This window comes from Paraburkholderia tropica (assembly GCF_014171495.1).
Lineage (GTDB): Bacteria > Pseudomonadota > Gammaproteobacteria > Burkholderiales > Burkholderiaceae > Paraburkholderia > Paraburkholderia tropica.
Window position 1 is genome coordinate 140,519 of the sequence record NZ_CP049138.1, and the last position, 15,773, is coordinate 156,291.

Genomic DNA, 15,773 nt, shown 5'->3' on the forward strand with positions numbered 1-15,773 from the left:
TCCCGCCCGTATCTGTTCTCTATGGATAGCATGGAAACCGCTCTCGAACCCGACACCTCATTGCCGTTCTACCGCGTGCATCACGCACATTGGACGAAGCTGCGGCATGACCTTCACGCCAACCCCGAACTGCGCTTCGAGGAAACTCGCACGGCCGATGTTGTCGCGCGCGAGCTAGCGTCGCTCGGCTACGAACCCGTGCGTGGTCTCGGCCAAACCGGCGTCGTAGCGAGTCTCCCTGGCGCAGATCCGTCGCGCGGTATTGTGCTTCGCGCGGATCTCGACGCATTGCCGATCCAGGAAGCCAACACGTTTTCTCATGCATCGTGCAGCTCCGGCCTGATGCACGCGTGTGGCCACGACGGCCACACTGTCATGTTGCTCGGTGCGGCGCGCGTATTGAAATCGCTGCCACAACTGCCCGGTTCCGTTCACTTCGTCTTTCAACCGGGAGAAGAGGGCGGGGCCGGTGCACGGAAGATGATCGACGATGGGCTGTTCGTGCGCTTTCCGACCGAGGCAGTATTCGGAATGCACAATTGGCCAGGATTGCCGGCTGGCGAATTTGGTCTGCGCACTGGACCGATCATGGCGGCGGGCTCGCGCTTCCGGATCACTGTAACAGGCAAGGGCGCACACGCGGCGCAGCCTCATCTCGGGCTCGATCCGATTCCACTCGCGTGTTCGATGGTGCTGCAATGCCAGACGATTGCAGCGCGCCACAAGGATCCAGTCGATCCATGCGTGATCTCGGTTTGCATGGTGCATGCCGGCGACACAGACAATGTGATCCCAGAGTCCGCCGAACTGCGCGGTACGATCCGCACGCTATCGTCTACGTTGCAGCAGCAATTGCAGCGCGATATCCAGACAATGTGCGAGGGGCTTGCTGCGGCTTACGGCGCAAGCGTGCACGTCGAATATTTTCAGTACTATCCGGCGACGGTCAACGCGCCAGCCGAAACCGCGCTCTGCGACGCGGTTTTGCGCGATACGTTTGGTGATGCACGCGTCCACGCGAACGTGCCGCCCAACATGACGTCGGAGGATTTCGGCTTCATGCTCGAAGAGCGGCCAGGTACCTATGTGCTGATCGGAAATGCAAAGCCTGATTGTGCGCCGGCCGGGCTGCATCACCCGACTTACGACTTTAACGACGACATTCTGCCGGTCGGCGTGCGCTACTGGGTTGAACTCGCACAGCGCTATTTCAGGGGATAGCCTTCTCCCAACAGGCGGCGGTGCAGTGCACCGCCGGTCTCCTGCTTTCTGTCGCACGCGCGTCCTGCTCGCCTTCTTCTGCCTCCCAAATCCCCTGTGCCGCAGCTTGTGCTGCCTGTGACGTTCATCCTCGTTTAACCGCGGGTTTAATGGCCGTTAAACCCAGCGCGGTTTTGCATTTCTATAGTTGGGCTAACCCCGAAAGACTCATGCCACAATGGGCAAATCTTTCGCTTCGATCATAGACGGAACACGCAACAGGATATCCCCGTGAAAGTCACCAGCATTAAAAATAGCGCGCACTTCCCGGACCTCGAGGATCGTGGCTCGATCGCTTCGCTCAGCGGGCCCGATATTGAACTTCGCGGCATCCGACAGTCGGTTGACGGCGCGGAAGTCACGAACACCGGGATCTTCGAATGTACCCCGGGATCCTATCGCCGGATCGTGATGGAACCTGAAGTCATGCATATTCTGCAGGGTCATGGGCGTTTCACGCCAGACGGCGAAGCGCCTGTCGAATTCTCGCCGGGCGACACGCTGTTCTTCGCTGCTAACACTCAGGGGCTCTGGGAAATGCCCGAGCCCATGCGCAAGTTCTACGTCATTCTCTAACGCTTCTAACAGCGTTGATCAAAAAGCCTGGACGACGCCGACCTGGACGCCACGCGCGGGAGCGCCGGGGTACGCAAGCGCCAAACCTGCATTGGCTGCGCCGGCGAGTCGATACTGTGCGGTGCCGCGATTGTCAAGCCATGAAACCGCTGCGTAAAAACTCGTTCGCTTCGAAAGGGCGTAGTCGAAAAGCGCGCTGTATTGCGCCGCGTCGTTGCTGCCGATGCGATCTTGCAGGAACGTATAGCCGAGCGCGACCCAGGCGAACGGCGAGATCGTCCAGCGGCCCGAAAATTCCACGCTGCGGATGTTGATGTGCATGTCGTCCCACGAGGCGCCCGCGTAACCCGCATAGAGCCTGATCGCGCCAATGTCGTACGAACCTCCTGCGAAGGTCGAACGCTCCGTGCTGGTCGCGTTAGCGTTGCGCACGCCTTGCATCGCGTACACGGCCGAAATCGCCTGATTGTCGTAAGTCAACGCGAACTGATAATTCGAGCCGCCAGAGCGAAAGCCGCCCGCATCGCCCAGACCGATATAGCCCGACGCCTGAAAGCCCGCGAACTTCGGCGAAAAATAGCCGACCGTGTTGCTCGTGCGATACGTGTACACGCTCAGGTTGTCGATGCCCGAGGCTTGCGTCGCGCCGCCGAATGCGTCGAGCCTTCCCTCGTTGAGAAAGAGCAGCGAATTCTGCCGCCCCGCGCGCACGCTGCCCCAGTTGCCCGATGCGCCCACCCACGCCTGGCGATTAAAGAGGGAGCCCGCCGTGGAGAAAGTGCCGTCGTTCGAATTGAAGCCGTTTTCCAGGTCGAAGTCGATCTTGTTGCCGCCGCCAATGTCTTCCGAGCCTCGAAAACCGATGCGCGAGCCGTACTGGCCACTGCTGTTCATCGCGGCAGTGTAGCCTTTTCCGGTATCGACGTATTGCACGAAAGTATCGACAAGTCCGTACACCGTCACGGACGATTGCGCGTGCGCATTAGAGGCGGCAAGCAGCGGCAACGCGACGAGCGCCGCGTAGCGTGGGGTCAAGCGTTTCATATGTCTCCTGCGTCTTGTATTTGATTTGGATTGCTGACTATTTATGTGAGAGCGCTTTATTGAAAAGGCGCGTGTTGGGTTAATCGTTCGAGGCTGCGGCCGAAGGCGCGAACTGCTCCCAGTAGCCGGGGCGGCTCGATTGCTGCTGATAGGTTTCGACGCTGTCCGCCGCACGGCCCAAAACTTCGGCCACGGTTTGGTCGCGTTCGCGCAAGTACGCGTCGAGTTCCGCGATGGCGTCGCCGAGCGCCGCGTAACCGCGCGTGAGCACGGCAGAAGTCATCTCGGTCGCGCACGCGCCTGCGAGCAAAAAGCGCGCGACGTCCAGCCCGTTGCGCGCGCCGTTGGTGGCGAGCAGCGGGAAATCCGCGCCCACGCGGCGGCGCGCGAGCGAAATCCAGCGCGCCGTGAGCGGCAGTGCCCAGCCGCCGCCGACCGCCGCGTTGGTGCCGAGCACCGGGCGTTGCGTGTCGAGATCGGGCAAAAAGCCCATGAAGCGGCCCATCAGAATGACCGCATCGGCGCCGCCCGCTTTCGCCGCTGCCGCGATCCCGGCCACGTCTTCGCTTTGGCCGGTGAGCTTGATCCACAGTGGCAGCTTCGTGCTTTCGCGCAGGCGCGCGACGATACGCGTAATGCGCTCGGCGTCGCGTTCGAGGCGGATCGCGCCTTGCGCCGCTTCCTCGCCGTGCGGCGCGCCGATGTTCACTTCTAGCACGCGCAGGCCGGCCTGCTCGATTTGCGCGGCGAACTGCGCGCATTGTTCGAGATTGCTGAGGATCAGGCTCGGGATCACGTAGCTGTCGCTTGCGCGCGCTTCGGTGTCGAGCGCGGCGAGTTCGTCGATCCAGCCTTCGAAGCTGCGTTGCAGCAGGCCCGAGCGGCAAAAGAGCGTGGCGTTCTGCGCGGCGGCCTGGTGCCACGGCACAGGATTCCAGTGCGCGTCGAGCAGTGCGTAATCGGTGCGATCGAGCTGGTCTTTCGCGGCCTGCGATTCGTTGGTCGATTTCGCGACCGCGGCGCCCGCGCCCTGGCGCAGCGCCGCGCGGATCGCGTCGCTGGTCATGGTGTGCTCGCCCGCGCCGCAAATCACCGGGTTCTTGAGGGTGAGCGTGCCCACGCGGCTTTCCAGTCGATTCGTCATGATGCTTTCGATGCCTTGGTTATTCGGTTTTCTTTCGATGCGCCGCGAGCGTGTGCTCGTAAGCGTTGCCGTTCAGGCGCGCGCTCAGGGCGGCGGCGGCGGTCTGCACGTGCTTGAGCATGGCCGGTTCGGGCGGCGACATCACTTCGCCGCTCGAACCCACCACGCCGATCGTGCCGAGCACCACGTTGTTATGGCCGAAAATCGGGCAGCACAGCGCGTTGATGCCGACCGTCACTTCGCCGGGCGCGTCGTCGTAAAGGCGCGCGCGGATCAGCTTCAGGCGCTCCGCGAGTTCAGCGGGATCGGTCATCGTATGCGGCGTGAGCGGCGGCATCTTCCGCCGCATTACGCGCTGCTGGCTCGCTTCATCGGCGAACGCCAGCACGATGCGCCCCTGCGCCGAGCAGTAGGGCTGCACGCGATTGCCGGGCTTAACTGAAATGCACACGTTGGCCTTCGATTCGACCGTCGCCACCACGAGCGCGGTGTCGTTGGTCGCGACCGAAAGCAGGGCGGTTTGTCCCGTCGCGTCGCGAATCTGCGTGAGATACGGATCTGCAAGCTGGCGCAGGTCGAACTGCTCGCTTGCGGCGGCGCCGTAGATCACGAGGCGAGCGCCGAGTCGGTACTTCTCGCTCACCGGGTCCTGCTCCACCACGCCCAGCAGGCGCAGCGAAGCCAGGTGCCGGTACACGCGCGGCTTGGGTTCCTCGATGATCTGCGCGAGCTCGGTCACGCCCATGGGCCGACGCGCCGACGACAGCTCGTCGAGCAGCTTGAACACTATATCCACCGACTCCAGCAGCGCCGGACCTTCTCCCGCTTCCTGTACGCGCGCCTTTTGCGTTGCCATTAATTCGTTCTCCGGTTGTGGCCCGGCGCGGCTCAGATGCCCATCAGCCGGGCAGCATTGCCCGACGTCATTTTACGTATGTCCGACTCGCTATATCCAATGTCGAGTGCGGTGCGTATCACGCTGCGGAATCCGTCACCGATAGTCGGGTTGCCCTTCTGGCCGAGATCGGAGCCCAGAATCGTCAGATCGACGGTGCCCGCCTCGATCACCTGGCCCAAGAATTCGGGGTCGTAGAACTTGAACTTGGAGCCGGGCACCCACATGCACATCGAGTGCTCCATGAACACGCCTTCGCTCGCGAGCTGACGCATGTGATCGAGCGTCGCGTCCACCACGTAGGTGGGGTGATTCACGAGCAGGCGCTTAACGCCGCGTTTGCGCGCTTCCTCGAACAGCGGAAAAATCTCCGAAATATGCAGATGGCCGCCCGAAAGCACCACGCCCGCTTCGGCGATCAGATCGAGAATCGCCAGCACTTCGTCCTTGAGTTTGCCGTCGTCGGTCAGCACGGTAAGCGGAATCGGCTCCAGCATGCGCTGGGTCGTCTGCGGAAATTTCTGGTCGAACTGCTTGTCCTGATGGTGATGCGCGATGTGGTTCTTCGAAGAGAACGTCGGCATCCACACGAGATTCGCGCCGAGCTTCAGGCCGTGTTCGACCGCGTGCACGTTCAGGCCGCCCACGGCGTTGTTGAGCGGCACGCCCGAGAGCACCTGCACGCCCGAATCGGCGAAATGCTTGTTGAGCAGATACGAAACCGGCGTGCACGAATAGTAGTGGTCCTTGAGCAGCACGGCCTTGATGCCGGAAGCCGACGCTTCGCGAATGGCCTCGATGTGATCGAGATAGCGCGCCATCACGGAAGGGCCGCTATGACAATGCAGGTCGATCGCGCCTTGCATGAGGCGGTCGATCTGTGCGTCCTGCTCAGTGGTGTCGTGTTCGAGGATGGTGTCGTTCATGGCAATTCCTTTCAGAGTGCGGCGCGCACATGCTGTGCGGCCTGACGCCAGCCGGCGCGCATCATGGATTGATCCGAGCCGATGACAAAAAATGAGGCGCCCGCCGCGCGCCATTCGGGCACGGTTGTGGTTTCGCCAAGAAAAATCCCGCCGGTCTTTCCGGCGTCCACCGCCGCGCCGAGCGCCGCGCGCGTGGCGTGGGCCACGGCGGGAGCGTCCAGATCGAAGGTGCCTAGCGAGACGGAGAGATCGGCGCGACCCACGAACAGGCAGTCCACGCCGTCCACGGCGGCGATCGCATCGAGATGGGCAAGCGCGTCCTCGTCCTCGATCTGGCAGATCACGCAGATGTTTTCGTCCTGACGCGCGATGTGCTCGCCCATCGGCGTGACGCCGTAATCGCCCGCGCGCGCCGAGTTCGAAAAGCCGCGTACGCCTTGCGCGTAACGGGTGCGTGCGACGATTTCCGCGGCCTGCGCGGCGTTGCGCACGTGCGGCACGAGCACGCCGTCCGCGCCCATGTCCAGCACGCGCAGCAGCGTGGCCGCCTGGGTGTCCGGCACGCGCACGAGACCGGCCACGCCCGCGGCGCGGCACGCCATCAGGCACGCGTCGAGTTCGCCCGCGCCGAAGGCGGCGTGTTCCGCGTCGATCACCACGGCGTCCAGCCCGGCCGCGCCCGCCACCTCGACCGGCTGATAGTGGCCGGTCTTGATGAACGAACTGACGATGACCGCACCCGAACGCAGGCGCTGGCGGAACGTCAGCGCGCTCATGCGGACGCTCCGGCCGAAGCGTCCTTCGCCGCGAATTCATCGGCTTGGTATTCGACCAGATGGCGGTAGTCCTCGCGCAGCGGCGCGAACACGTCGAGGTTGAGCACGACTTCGTCGCCTATCGGTTCGGCGTAATGCACGACGTGCGGCGGGATTCGGATCATCGTGCCGGGGCCGCCTTCGATCACTTCCTCGTCGAGATGAAAGCGCACCCGGCCCTGCACGATCACCACGAGCTGCTCGAACGTATGGCTGTGCGGAAACACCTGCATGCCCGGCGTGAGCCAGTTCATCACGCACATCACATCGTCGCCGCGAAAACCGACGCGTTCCACGCCCTTGCGCACCACTTCGCGCGGTAGGTCGTTCCAGTTGTGAAGCAGGTCTTGATAGCTCTTCGAGTTCATCTGCGTGGGTCCCTCGTGGTTGACGCGGCGCGCGGGGAAGGTGTGCTGCGTGTTTCGATTAAAAGAACAATTTTTCGACAAAGGGAATCCTAGTTGTTGTTTCAAGCGGCGGTCAAGCATCGGCATCGATAAAAGTCGTCAGGATTTATACCGAGGCGACAAGTGCTTGACATTGGTGGAATTGCGCCTCTACGATGTGTCGATGGAAAGAACGTTGTTTCTTTCATGGAAACGAAAAAAAGTATTAAGCGCAACAAACAAAGGTCGCGGGACCCGTAAAGGACGCTACACAATGAATCTGGAACTCCCTTGCTGATCGACGGCGCATGGCGCGCCGGAACGCACGCGCAGCGCTCGACGGTGCGCGACCCCGCCACCGGCGCGTCGCTCGGCGTACTCACGCTCGCCAGCGAAGCGGAGATGGCGCTCGCGCTCGCGGCAGCGCAGCGCGGCTTCGAGGTGTGGCGCAAGACCTCGGCTTACGATCGCGCGAAAATTCTCGTTCGCGCGGCGGATCTGCTGCGCGAACGCGCGGAGACCATCGCGCAGCTCATCACCAAGGAGCAGGGCAAGCCGCTCGCCGAAGCGCGCATGGAAGCGGGCGGCGCGGGCGATCACGTCGATTGGTACGCGGAGGAAGGCCGCCGCGCGTATGGCCGGCTGATTCCGCCTCGTCAGCGCGGTGCGCGCCAGATCGTTCAGCGCGAGCCGGTCGGACCGGTGGCGGCGTTCAGCCCGTGGAACTTCCCGGTCTCACAACTGGTGCGCAAGATCGCGGGCGCGCTGGCGGCCGGTTGTTCGATCATCGCGAAAGGGCCGGAGGAAACGCCGTCGTCGTGTATCGAAATGTGCCGCGCGTTTCAGGACGCGGGCGTGCCGAACGGCGCGCTGAATCTGCTGTTCGGGGTGCCGGCGGAAGTCTCGTCGTATCTGATCCAGTCGGACGTTATTCGCAAGGTCTCGTTCACGGGCTCGGTGCCGGTCGGCCGCGCGCTCGGTGCGCTCGCGGCGCAGCATCTGAAGCGCTGCACGCTCGAACTCGGCGGTCACGCACCGTTCATCGTTTGCGACGACGCTGACGTGGCCGCGGCTGCCGCGCTCGGTGCCGGACTCAAGTTCCGCAACGCAGGCCAGGTGTGCGCGTCGCCCACTCGCTTTTTCGTGCAGTCGGGCGTGTACGAAGCGTTCGTCGATGCCTTCGTGAATCACAGCGCGCGCCTCGCCGTGGGCGCGGGCCACGACGCCGCCACGCAAATGGGACCGCTTGCGAACGCGCGCCGCGTGGACGCCATGAGCGCCTTCGTCGAAGACGCGCGCGAATGCGGCGCGACCGTGCGCACGGGCGGCGCGCGGGTCGGCGGCACGGACGGCTTCTACTTCCAGCCGACCGTGCTCACGGATGTACCCGACGCCGCGCGCGTGATGCGTGACGAGCCGTTCGGCCCGATCGCGGCGGTGGCGCGTTTCGACACGCTCGAAGAAGTGATCGCGCGCGCCAACGCGCTGCCGTACGGACTCGCGGCGTTTGCGTTCACGAGCTCGATTGCCGCGGCCACGCGTCTCGCCGACGACCTCGAATGCGGCATGGTGTCGATCAACCACTTCGGGCTCTCCGCGCCGGAAACGCCGTTCGGCGGCTGGAAGGACAGTGGCTACGGCAGCGAAGGCGGCAGCGAAGGACTCGACGCGTATCTCCAGCCGAAGTTCGTCAGCCAGATCGGCGTGTGAGCGGCGCGTGACTAGCCACACCATGGAAACTTTCGACTACATCGTGGCGGGCGGCGGCTCGGGCGGCTGCACGGTTGCGGCGCGTCTCGTCGAGGCGGGCTGTAACGTGCTGCTGCTCGAAGCGGGCCCACGCGACAATCACCCGTTCATCCACATTCCGGGCACGTTCATCCGCGTGCACGGCACGCGCCGCACGTGGATGTATCGCACCGATGCGCAGGCGCACGTGAACCACCGCGAGGTGTACATCCCGCAAGGGCGCACGCTGGGCGGCGGCAGTTCCGTGAACGCGATGATCTATATTCGCGGCCAGCAGCAGGATTACGACGACTGGGCCGCCGCGGGCGCGACGGGCTGGCGTTTCGCCGATGTCTTGCCGTATTTCCTCCGCGCCGAAGGCAATCAGCGACTGGGCGCGCCGCTGCACGGTCAGGACGGGCCGCTCACGGTGAGCGATGGCACGCATCGTCATCCGTTGAGTCTTGCGTTCGTGAAGGCGGCGATGGAAGCGGGCGTGCCGTACACCGAGGACTTCAACGGCACCCACCAGGAAGGCGTCGGTTACTACCAGACGACGACCGAAGCGGGCCGCCGCTGCAGTTCGGCGGTCGCGTATCTCGGTCGCGTGCGCGGCCGGCAGAACCTGAGCGTGCGCACCGGCTACGAAGTGGAGCGGCTGGTGTTCGAAGGGCGCCGCGCTGCGGGCGTGATCGCGCGCGCCGACGACGGCAGCCGCCACGAAATTCGTTGCCGCGAGGAGGTCGTGCTGAGCGCGGGCGCGCTGGCTACGCCGAAGATCCTGATGCTTTCGGGAGTGGGCGACGGCGTTCATCTGCGCGAGTTGGGCGTAGGCGTGCTACATGATCTGCCCGGCGTTGGCCGTAACTTCCAGGACCATCTTTCGGCTTCGGTGTATGGGCGCACGCGCGAGCCGGTCAGTTTGCTCGGCCACGATCGCGGCGTGAAGGCGCTGCGTCACGGCCTGCAATACGTGGCGGCGCGGCGCGGGTTGCTCACGTCGAATGTGATCGAGAGCGGCGCTTTCGTCGATGCCACTGGCTGTGGCCGCCCGGACGTGCAGTTCCACGTCGTGCCCGCGCTGGTCGGCGACGTGGATCGCGCGCCGCCGCAAGGTCACGGCATCTCCGTGAATCCGTGCGCGCTGCGGCCGAAATCGCGCGGCGCGCTACGTTTGCGCAGCGCCGATCCACACGACGGTTTTTCGCTCGACGCGGGTTTTCTTTCCGACGAAGCCGATATGCGCACGATGGTCGCGGGCGTGCGCTTCGCGCGGCGTATCATGCGCGCACCGTCGCTCGCGGGGCTGCTCGACGGCATGCTCATGCTGCCCGATACAGCCGACGATTCGATCCCCGAAAGCGTGTACGAAGACTACGTGCGCTCGGTAGCGAAAACGGTGTTCCATCCGGTCGGCACTTGCAAGATGGGGACCGATACACAGGCTGTGGTCGCGCCGGATTTGCACGTGCATGGGCTGGAAGGACTGCGTATCGCCGACGCATCCGTCATGCCGTTGATCGTGAGCGGCAACACCAATGCACCGACCATCATGATCGGCGAGCGTTGCGCAGACTTCATGCTCGCGCAGCGCGAAGCCGGCGCACGTCGCACGGCCTAGCGCGGCCCGGCCTGACGCGGTGCGATTTAAAACACGTCGATGCGAAGACCGGCGGAAGCGGCCAGAGAGCCGCGCCGCCGGTCGCACGAACCGTAGCAAGCAGCAAACGCCACACACCTAAAAGCCGTACACGAGACAGCACATTACGCAGTCGAGGAGACACCCATGAATCTGCTTTCCCGCCCGACGTTCGATTCAGCACGCGACTGGGCGCTCTACAACCGCATCGCGCGGCGCATCCTGCCGTTCCTGTTTTTTCTCTACATCATTTCGTTTCTCGACCGCGTGAACGTCGGGTTTGCGAAGCTGCAAATGGCCGCCGATATCGGCCTGAGCGACACCGCGTTCGGCTTCGGCGCGGGCGTGTTCTTCATCGGCTATTGCCTCTGCGAAATTCCGAGCAACCTGATGCTGCAGCGCTTCGGTGCGAAGTTCTGGATCGCACGCATCATGGTGCTATGGGGCATCGTCTCCTCGTGCATGCTGTTCGTGCATACGCCCACGGCGTTCTACATGCTGCGCTTTCTGCTCGGCATTTCGGAAGCGGGCTTCTATCCGGGCATCGTGCTGTATCTCACGTACTGGTTCCCGACCTACGCACGCTCGCAGGCGATGGCGTATTTCAATCTCGGCATCGCACTCGCGGGCGTGTTCGGCAGTCCGCTCTCGGGCTGGATCATGCAGACGTTCGCAGGTGTGGGCGGGCTTGCGGGCTGGCAGTGGCTGTTTCTGCTCGAAGGCTCGCCGGCGATTCTGTTCGGCACCGTCACGTATTTTTATCTCGACAACGGCCCCGGCAAGGTGCACTGGCTCAGCGCCGAAGACAACGCGCGCGTGACGTCGCAACTCGCGGCGGAGCGCGGGGCGAACGAACGCGACGGCGCCCGCCATGACTTCGGCGCCGCGTTCACGAACGCGGGCATCTGGTGCCTCATCGTCACGAACTTCACGTTGCTGTGCGGCACCTACGGCGTGTCGTTCTGGATGCCGCAGATCGTGAAGAACCTGGGCGTGCGCAGTCTCTTCACGACCGGTCTGCTCGCCGCCGTGCCGTTCGCGGTCGCGGCCGTGGTGATGATCATCGTGAGCAAGCATTCGGACCGCACCAAGGAGCGCCGCTGGCACGGCACGATCGCCACGGCGCTTTCGGCAGCGGGTCTCGCATTCAGCGCGTGTTTTCACACGCAGCCGTGGCTCTCGCTGATCGGCCTGAGCGTGGCGATGGCCGGCGGTCTTTCGGGCTTCTGCGTGTTGTGGGCGCTGCCGGGCGTGCTGCTGACAGGCCAGGCCGCCGCCGCCGCGATCGCGCTGATGGCGATGATCGGCAATCTGGGCGGCTACGCGAGTCCGTTCCTGATCGGCTGGCTGCGCGACCGCACGGGGCATCTGGAAAGCGGGCTCTATGCGCTCTCGGTGGTCACGCTCGTAGGCGCGCTCACGATGGCCTGCGTGCCGCAACTGCGACAGCGACGCGCGGCGCAGCGCAGCGTGGTTAGCGACACGCCGGCGTGACACGTGCTTAAGGTGGCCGACGTCGATGCGGATACGGCGCGGTTTGCTGCCGTATCCGCATCGCGCGTTTCAACATCGACTCTTCATCGACGCCTTCGTTGATGTCGTCACTACCGCGCCCGGCAATTTCAACCGTTGAGAGCTGGCCCGGCCGGGTCGCGGCGCAGATCGCTGCCCTTGTAGCTCAGATTCCATGAAATACGGAGCGCCGTGCGTACGAGCGGGTCGACGATCGCGGCGGGCGGCGCCTTCGGAAGGTACTGAATGCTGCCCACGAGCGCGAGCGTGCCGATCGCAAAACCGGTGCTGTCGAGCAGCGGCGCGGCCACGGCGCTGATACCGAGCGTTTCCGCTTCGTAGGCCACGGCGTAGCCCGCCTCGCGCGTCGAGCGCACCACGGCGTCGAGCCTGGCGTGCGCGGTCACGGTGTGCGGCGTGTACGCCTTCAATTCCTGACGCTTGAGTTGCGCGCGCAGTTCGGGCCGACCGAACGCGAGCGCGACATAGCCCTGCGCGTTCGCGTGCAGCGCGAGGTTGGTGCCGGGCCGCACGCCGATCTCGAGCGGCGCCTTGCCGACCACGGTGGCGAGCACCGTCAGCTCACGCGCGCCGAGCCCCGAGAGCACGACCGACATGCCCAATTCCTCGCGCAGATCGCGCATGGCCGCTTCCGACGCGCTCAGCAAGTCGATGCGCGAGGCCGCCGAGCGGCTCGGCAGATACACCTTCACGCCCGGCCGGTAGCGCGAGGTCACCGGGTTCTGCGCGAGATAGCCCAGTTCCATCAGCGTTTGCAGATGGCGAAAGATCGTCGCCTTGGTCGTATTGAGCCGCGCGGCGAGTTCGCTCACGCCGATGTCGTCCGACGCCCCAACGACGCTTTCCAGAATGTCGAAAGTCAGACAACGGCGTGTGACCTACTTATTCAAAGTGCATGGGCGAGCCAAAGTGCCATGCACATGTTCGCAAGTACTCGCTTTGCCTGGCGTCGCTGCTAAGGCGAACAAGCCCTCCGATGAGGCTTACATCCTGTTGGATGCTTGAAGTCACGCAGCCGTCTTCAGTGGCGATCCTACGACAATCGAGCGAAGCTCAATATGTCCTGATTGAGCCGATCCTTATGCGTGTAGTAGAGAGCATGATAGGCGCCTTCGTAGACAACAAATTTTGCGCCTGGAATTAGCGACGCGGACTTCTTGCCTGAAAGTTCGATTGGCACAACAGGGTCTGCGCCGCCGTGAATGACCAAAGTTGGGATGTCGAACTTTACCAGGTCGGGACGCAGGTCGGTTTCCGAAAAGGATGCAATGCAGTCATGGGTTGCCTTTATGCTCGCTTTAATTGCCATATCGAATGTCCAGTCGAGCATCGCCTGTGTGACCGCGGATGGGTCACGATCGGCCCCGGTAAAGGCGCGACCAAAATTAACCAGAAATTCGGCGCGATCTTTAAGTGTACCGGCCCGTAGCCCATCGAAGACGTCTCGGGGAACCCCTGCCGGGTTGTCGGCCCGTGCCACTAGTAGAGGGGTGGTAGCACTAAGCAAAACGACCTTGGCAATACGCTTCGATCCATGAGTCCCGATGTACCTTGCAACTTCCCCACCGCCCATTGAGTAGCCGACCAGGATGGCGTCGGTGAGGTCGAGCTGCCTGATCAATTCGTCCAGATCACTGGTAAGAGTATCGTAGTCGTAGCCCGACCACGGCTGGCTAGAACGCCCGAAACCGCGACGATCATAGGCGATCACTCGGAATCCATTGCTGGCGAGAAAGAGCGCCTGGTATTCCCACATGTCGGCGCTCACAAGCCACCCGCCGACCAGGATGATAGGCTGACCGGTACCCCAGTCGTTGTAAAAAATCTCCGTACCGTCAGGCGTAGTGATGCGGCTCATTTGCGAGTTCCCTGTCATGATGGATGGGCATTGCCACGATGTCGCTGCTGTCGGCGCATCGCTCGCGGAGGAGCGTCGCGCTACGCTTCAAGCAACAGCGCCAATGATAGTTTTGGTAGCAAATTAAGAATCTGAAATGTTCTTAATGGCCCTGGCGCAAGCGGCGTAGAGTAAGGATTGCGCGCCCCAACGGGTGAAGGCGCAAATTGGCGTGTGTTATCGAGATCTTAAGGTGGCGTGCACTGCGAGCGAGGTGTTAGCTGCCTATTCCTCCTTGGGATCGCTTCGTCACCTCTTCGAAAGGGTTGCAGTGCCGGGCGTTTGAGCCCGTTGCGTGTGGACGGAAGCGATGCGGAAGACCCGGCTGCCGTCGCCGTGTGTCGCACCACGCCTGGCACGTACAGCTATACGGCCCGCGCGCTGGACGAAACCTTTGTCGTGCTGAGCGGCACGGCGCTTTGTCAGGTCGGCGCCGGAGAGGAAAAAGAAATCGGTCCGGGAGCGATTGTCACATTGCGACGGGCGATATGATTACGCTGAAGATTCTGAACCGAGCCGGGAATCGTGGAGGCTATTGGGTTTAAGTTAAAGCAGGCGCATCCGCAGTATTTCTGAGTTGCCTGTAGTAGTTTGCCTCAGCTTCAGCGGGCGGGATATAGCCGAGCGGTTCCATCAGTCGATGATGATTGAACCAGGCCACCCATTGCAGCGTTGCCAGTTCGACGGATTCCTTCGTTTTCCACGGGGCGCGCCGATGAATCAGTTCCGTCTTGTACAGGCCGTTAATCGTTTCAGCCAGCGCGTTGTCATAGCTATCGCCACGGCTGCCGACCGAAGGCTCGATGCCCGCTTCGGCCAGACGTTCGCTGTAGCGAATGCTGACGTATTGGGACCCCCTGTCGGAATGGTGTATCAATGTCCCGTTCTCGCCTGGTTGCCGCGCATACAGCGCCTGTTCAAGTGCGTCCAGAACGAAGTCCGTGGTCATCGACGAACTGACTCGCCAGCCAACGATACGGCGAGCAAACACGTCGATCACGAACGCCACGTAAAGCCAGCCTTGCCATGTCGAAACGTACGTGAAGTCCGAAACCCAGAGCTGATTCGGCCGCTGCGCCTTGAATTGCCGGTTGACTCGGTCCAGCGGACGCGGTGCGCTTTTGTCGGCAATCGTGGTGCGAATGCGCTTGCCGCGAACCGCACCACGCAGACCTTGCAGCTTCATCAACCGACCGACCGTGCAGCGCGCGACCACAATGCCCTCGCGATTCATCTGCTTCCAGACCTTCGGCACACCATAGACCTGCATGTTGGCCTGCCAGACACGCCTGATCTCGGGTTGCAGAATCTCATCTCGTTTCGCGCGGGCGCAGCGTCTGGACGGATCGCGAAGCTGTGCCGCATGGCGTCGGTAGCCCGACGGGGCAATCCGCAAGACCTTGCAGATCGGCTCGACCCCAAAGGTGTCGCGATACTGATCGACGAAGGCCTTCAGGACTTGAAACGGCGGTCGAGCTCCGCCTGGGCGAAAAACGCGCTCGCGACCTTGAGAATCTCGTTGGCACGACGCAATTCCTTGACCTCGCGCTCCAGGGCCTTCAGCCGTTCGCGTTCGTCGGTGCTCACGCCATCACGCTCACCCTGGTCAACCTGGTCACGCTTGACCCATTCGTGCAGCGTCTGCGGCGTACAGCCGATCATCGGTGCAATCGATTCGACCGCCGCCCACATCGACGGATGTTCGCTACGTTGCTCGCGCACCAGACGCACTGCGCGCTCGCGGACTTCCGGGGAAAACTTGGTTGCCTTCTTGTTCATGGCTCCATTCTCTCAAGAGTTGGAGCCTCCACCAAACCCGGCTCGGTTCAATTCATACAGAACTGCGTAAGGTTGCAACGGCGACTCCGAAACCTTGCCGCAATTCGTCGAATGGCAAGGCGCTCGTGGGCCGTAGGGGTGCCACATCGTG

The 15,773-nt window shown here is 63.0% G+C and carries 15 protein-coding genes and 1 other annotated feature; of the genes, 6 read left to right on the forward strand and 9 right to left on the reverse strand.

Features of this window, described 5'->3' with window-relative positions:
* Positions 1–30: 30 nt before the first annotated feature.
* Together G5S35_RS37720 and G5S35_RS37725 are read left to right on the forward strand one after the other, a co-directional pair.
* Positions 31–1,221 carry a M20 aminoacylase family protein gene (locus G5S35_RS37720; protein WP_183040834.1) on the forward strand — a complete coding sequence of 397 codons (1,191 nt, stop codon included), beginning with the start codon at positions 31–33 and terminating at the stop codon, positions 1,219–1,221.
* Between the two features lie 270 nt (positions 1,222–1,491).
* Positions 1,492–1,836: a cupin domain-containing protein gene (locus G5S35_RS37725; RefSeq protein WP_074987660.1), complete on the forward strand. Its 345-nt coding sequence runs from the start codon at positions 1,492–1,494 to the stop codon at positions 1,834–1,836.
* A gap of 18 nt (positions 1,837–1,854) precedes the next feature.
* Here the strand turns inward: G5S35_RS37725 and G5S35_RS37730 are convergent, their stop codons facing one another.
* The 6 genes from G5S35_RS37730 to G5S35_RS37755 all read right to left on the reverse strand — a co-directional run bounded on the left by G5S35_RS37730 (position 1,855) and on the right by G5S35_RS37755 (position 7,028).
* Complete coding sequence (locus G5S35_RS37730) at positions 1,855–2,880, reverse strand: porin (RefSeq protein ID WP_074987659.1); 1,026 nt, start codon at positions 2,878–2,880, stop codon at positions 1,855–1,857.
* A gap of 79 nt (positions 2,881–2,959) precedes the next feature.
* Entirely contained in the window at positions 2,960–4,024 is a 1,065-nt protein-coding gene (locus G5S35_RS37735) for a beta/alpha barrel domain-containing protein (protein ID WP_074987658.1), read from the reverse strand.
* A gap of 19 nt (positions 4,025–4,043) precedes the next feature.
* Positions 4,044–4,880, reverse strand: coding sequence for an IclR family transcriptional regulator (locus tag G5S35_RS37740; protein ID WP_074987657.1), 837 nt, complete (start codon positions 4,878–4,880; stop codon positions 4,044–4,046).
* 32 nt (positions 4,881–4,912) lie between these two features.
* Positions 4,913–5,845, reverse strand: coding sequence for a DUF6282 family protein (locus G5S35_RS37745; protein WP_074987656.1), 933 nt, complete (start codon positions 5,843–5,845; stop codon positions 4,913–4,915).
* An 11-nt stretch (positions 5,846–5,856) separates the two neighbouring features.
* On the reverse strand, positions 5,857–6,621 hold the full coding sequence (locus G5S35_RS37750; protein WP_074987655.1) for an HpcH/HpaI aldolase family protein: 765 nt from the start codon (positions 6,619–6,621) through the stop codon (positions 5,857–5,859).
* Positions 6,618–7,028, reverse strand: coding sequence for a cupin domain-containing protein (locus G5S35_RS37755; RefSeq protein WP_074987654.1), 411 nt, complete (start codon positions 7,026–7,028; stop codon positions 6,618–6,620). The genes G5S35_RS37750 and G5S35_RS37755 overlap by 4 nt, the downstream gene beginning before the upstream one ends.
* A 309-nt stretch (positions 7,029–7,337) precedes the next feature.
* Here G5S35_RS37755 and G5S35_RS37760 point away from each other — a divergent pair, with 309 nt between their 5' ends.
* The 3 genes from G5S35_RS37760 (at position 7,338) to G5S35_RS37770 (ending at position 11,907) form a co-directional block, all read left to right on the forward strand.
* Entirely contained in the window at positions 7,338–8,756 is a 1,419-nt protein-coding gene (locus tag G5S35_RS37760; RefSeq protein ID WP_183040835.1) for an NAD-dependent succinate-semialdehyde dehydrogenase, read from the forward strand.
* A 22-nt stretch (positions 8,757–8,778) separates the two neighbouring features.
* Complete coding sequence (locus tag G5S35_RS37765; RefSeq protein WP_074987652.1) at positions 8,779–10,395, forward strand: GMC family oxidoreductase; 1,617 nt, start codon at positions 8,779–8,781, stop codon at positions 10,393–10,395.
* A gap of 165 nt (positions 10,396–10,560) precedes the next feature.
* Positions 10,561–11,907 (forward strand): MFS transporter, encoded by a 1,347-nt coding sequence (locus G5S35_RS37770; RefSeq protein ID WP_074987651.1) that lies wholly within the window; start codon positions 10,561–10,563, stop codon positions 11,905–11,907.
* Positions 11,908–12,035: 128 nt separating this feature from the next.
* Here the strand turns inward: G5S35_RS37770 and G5S35_RS37775 are convergent, their stop codons facing one another.
* Positions 12,036–12,809 carry an IclR family transcriptional regulator gene (locus G5S35_RS37775; RefSeq protein ID WP_183040852.1) on the reverse strand — a complete coding sequence of 258 codons (774 nt, stop codon included), beginning with the start codon at positions 12,807–12,809 and terminating at the stop codon, positions 12,036–12,038.
* Between the two features lie 170 nt (positions 12,810–12,979).
* Positions 12,980–13,804, reverse strand: a complete 825-nt coding sequence (locus G5S35_RS37780) for an alpha/beta hydrolase (RefSeq protein WP_074987649.1) — start codon at positions 13,802–13,804, stop codon at positions 12,980–12,982.
* Between the two features lie 336 nt (positions 13,805–14,140).
* On the opposite strand from G5S35_RS37780, the gene G5S35_RS37785 reads away from it, so the two are divergent.
* On the forward strand, positions 14,141–14,335 hold the full coding sequence (locus G5S35_RS37785) for a cupin domain-containing protein (RefSeq protein WP_161495588.1): 195 nt from the start codon (positions 14,141–14,143) through the stop codon (positions 14,333–14,335).
* Between the two features lie 49 nt (positions 14,336–14,384).
* Here the strand turns inward: G5S35_RS37785 and G5S35_RS37790 are convergent.
* Positions 14,385–15,622 (reverse strand): IS3 family transposase gene (locus G5S35_RS37790; RefSeq protein ID WP_183040409.1). Its coding sequence is split into 2 segments (ribosomal slippage): positions 14,385–15,331 and positions 15,331–15,622, totalling 1,239 coding nucleotides; the frame shifts between segments, so codons are not numbered across the junction.
* Positions 15,225–15,341: a sequence feature (AL1L pseudoknot), on the reverse strand. Its footprint overlaps the gene before it by 117 nt.
* Positions 15,623–15,773 lie beyond the last annotated feature (151 nt).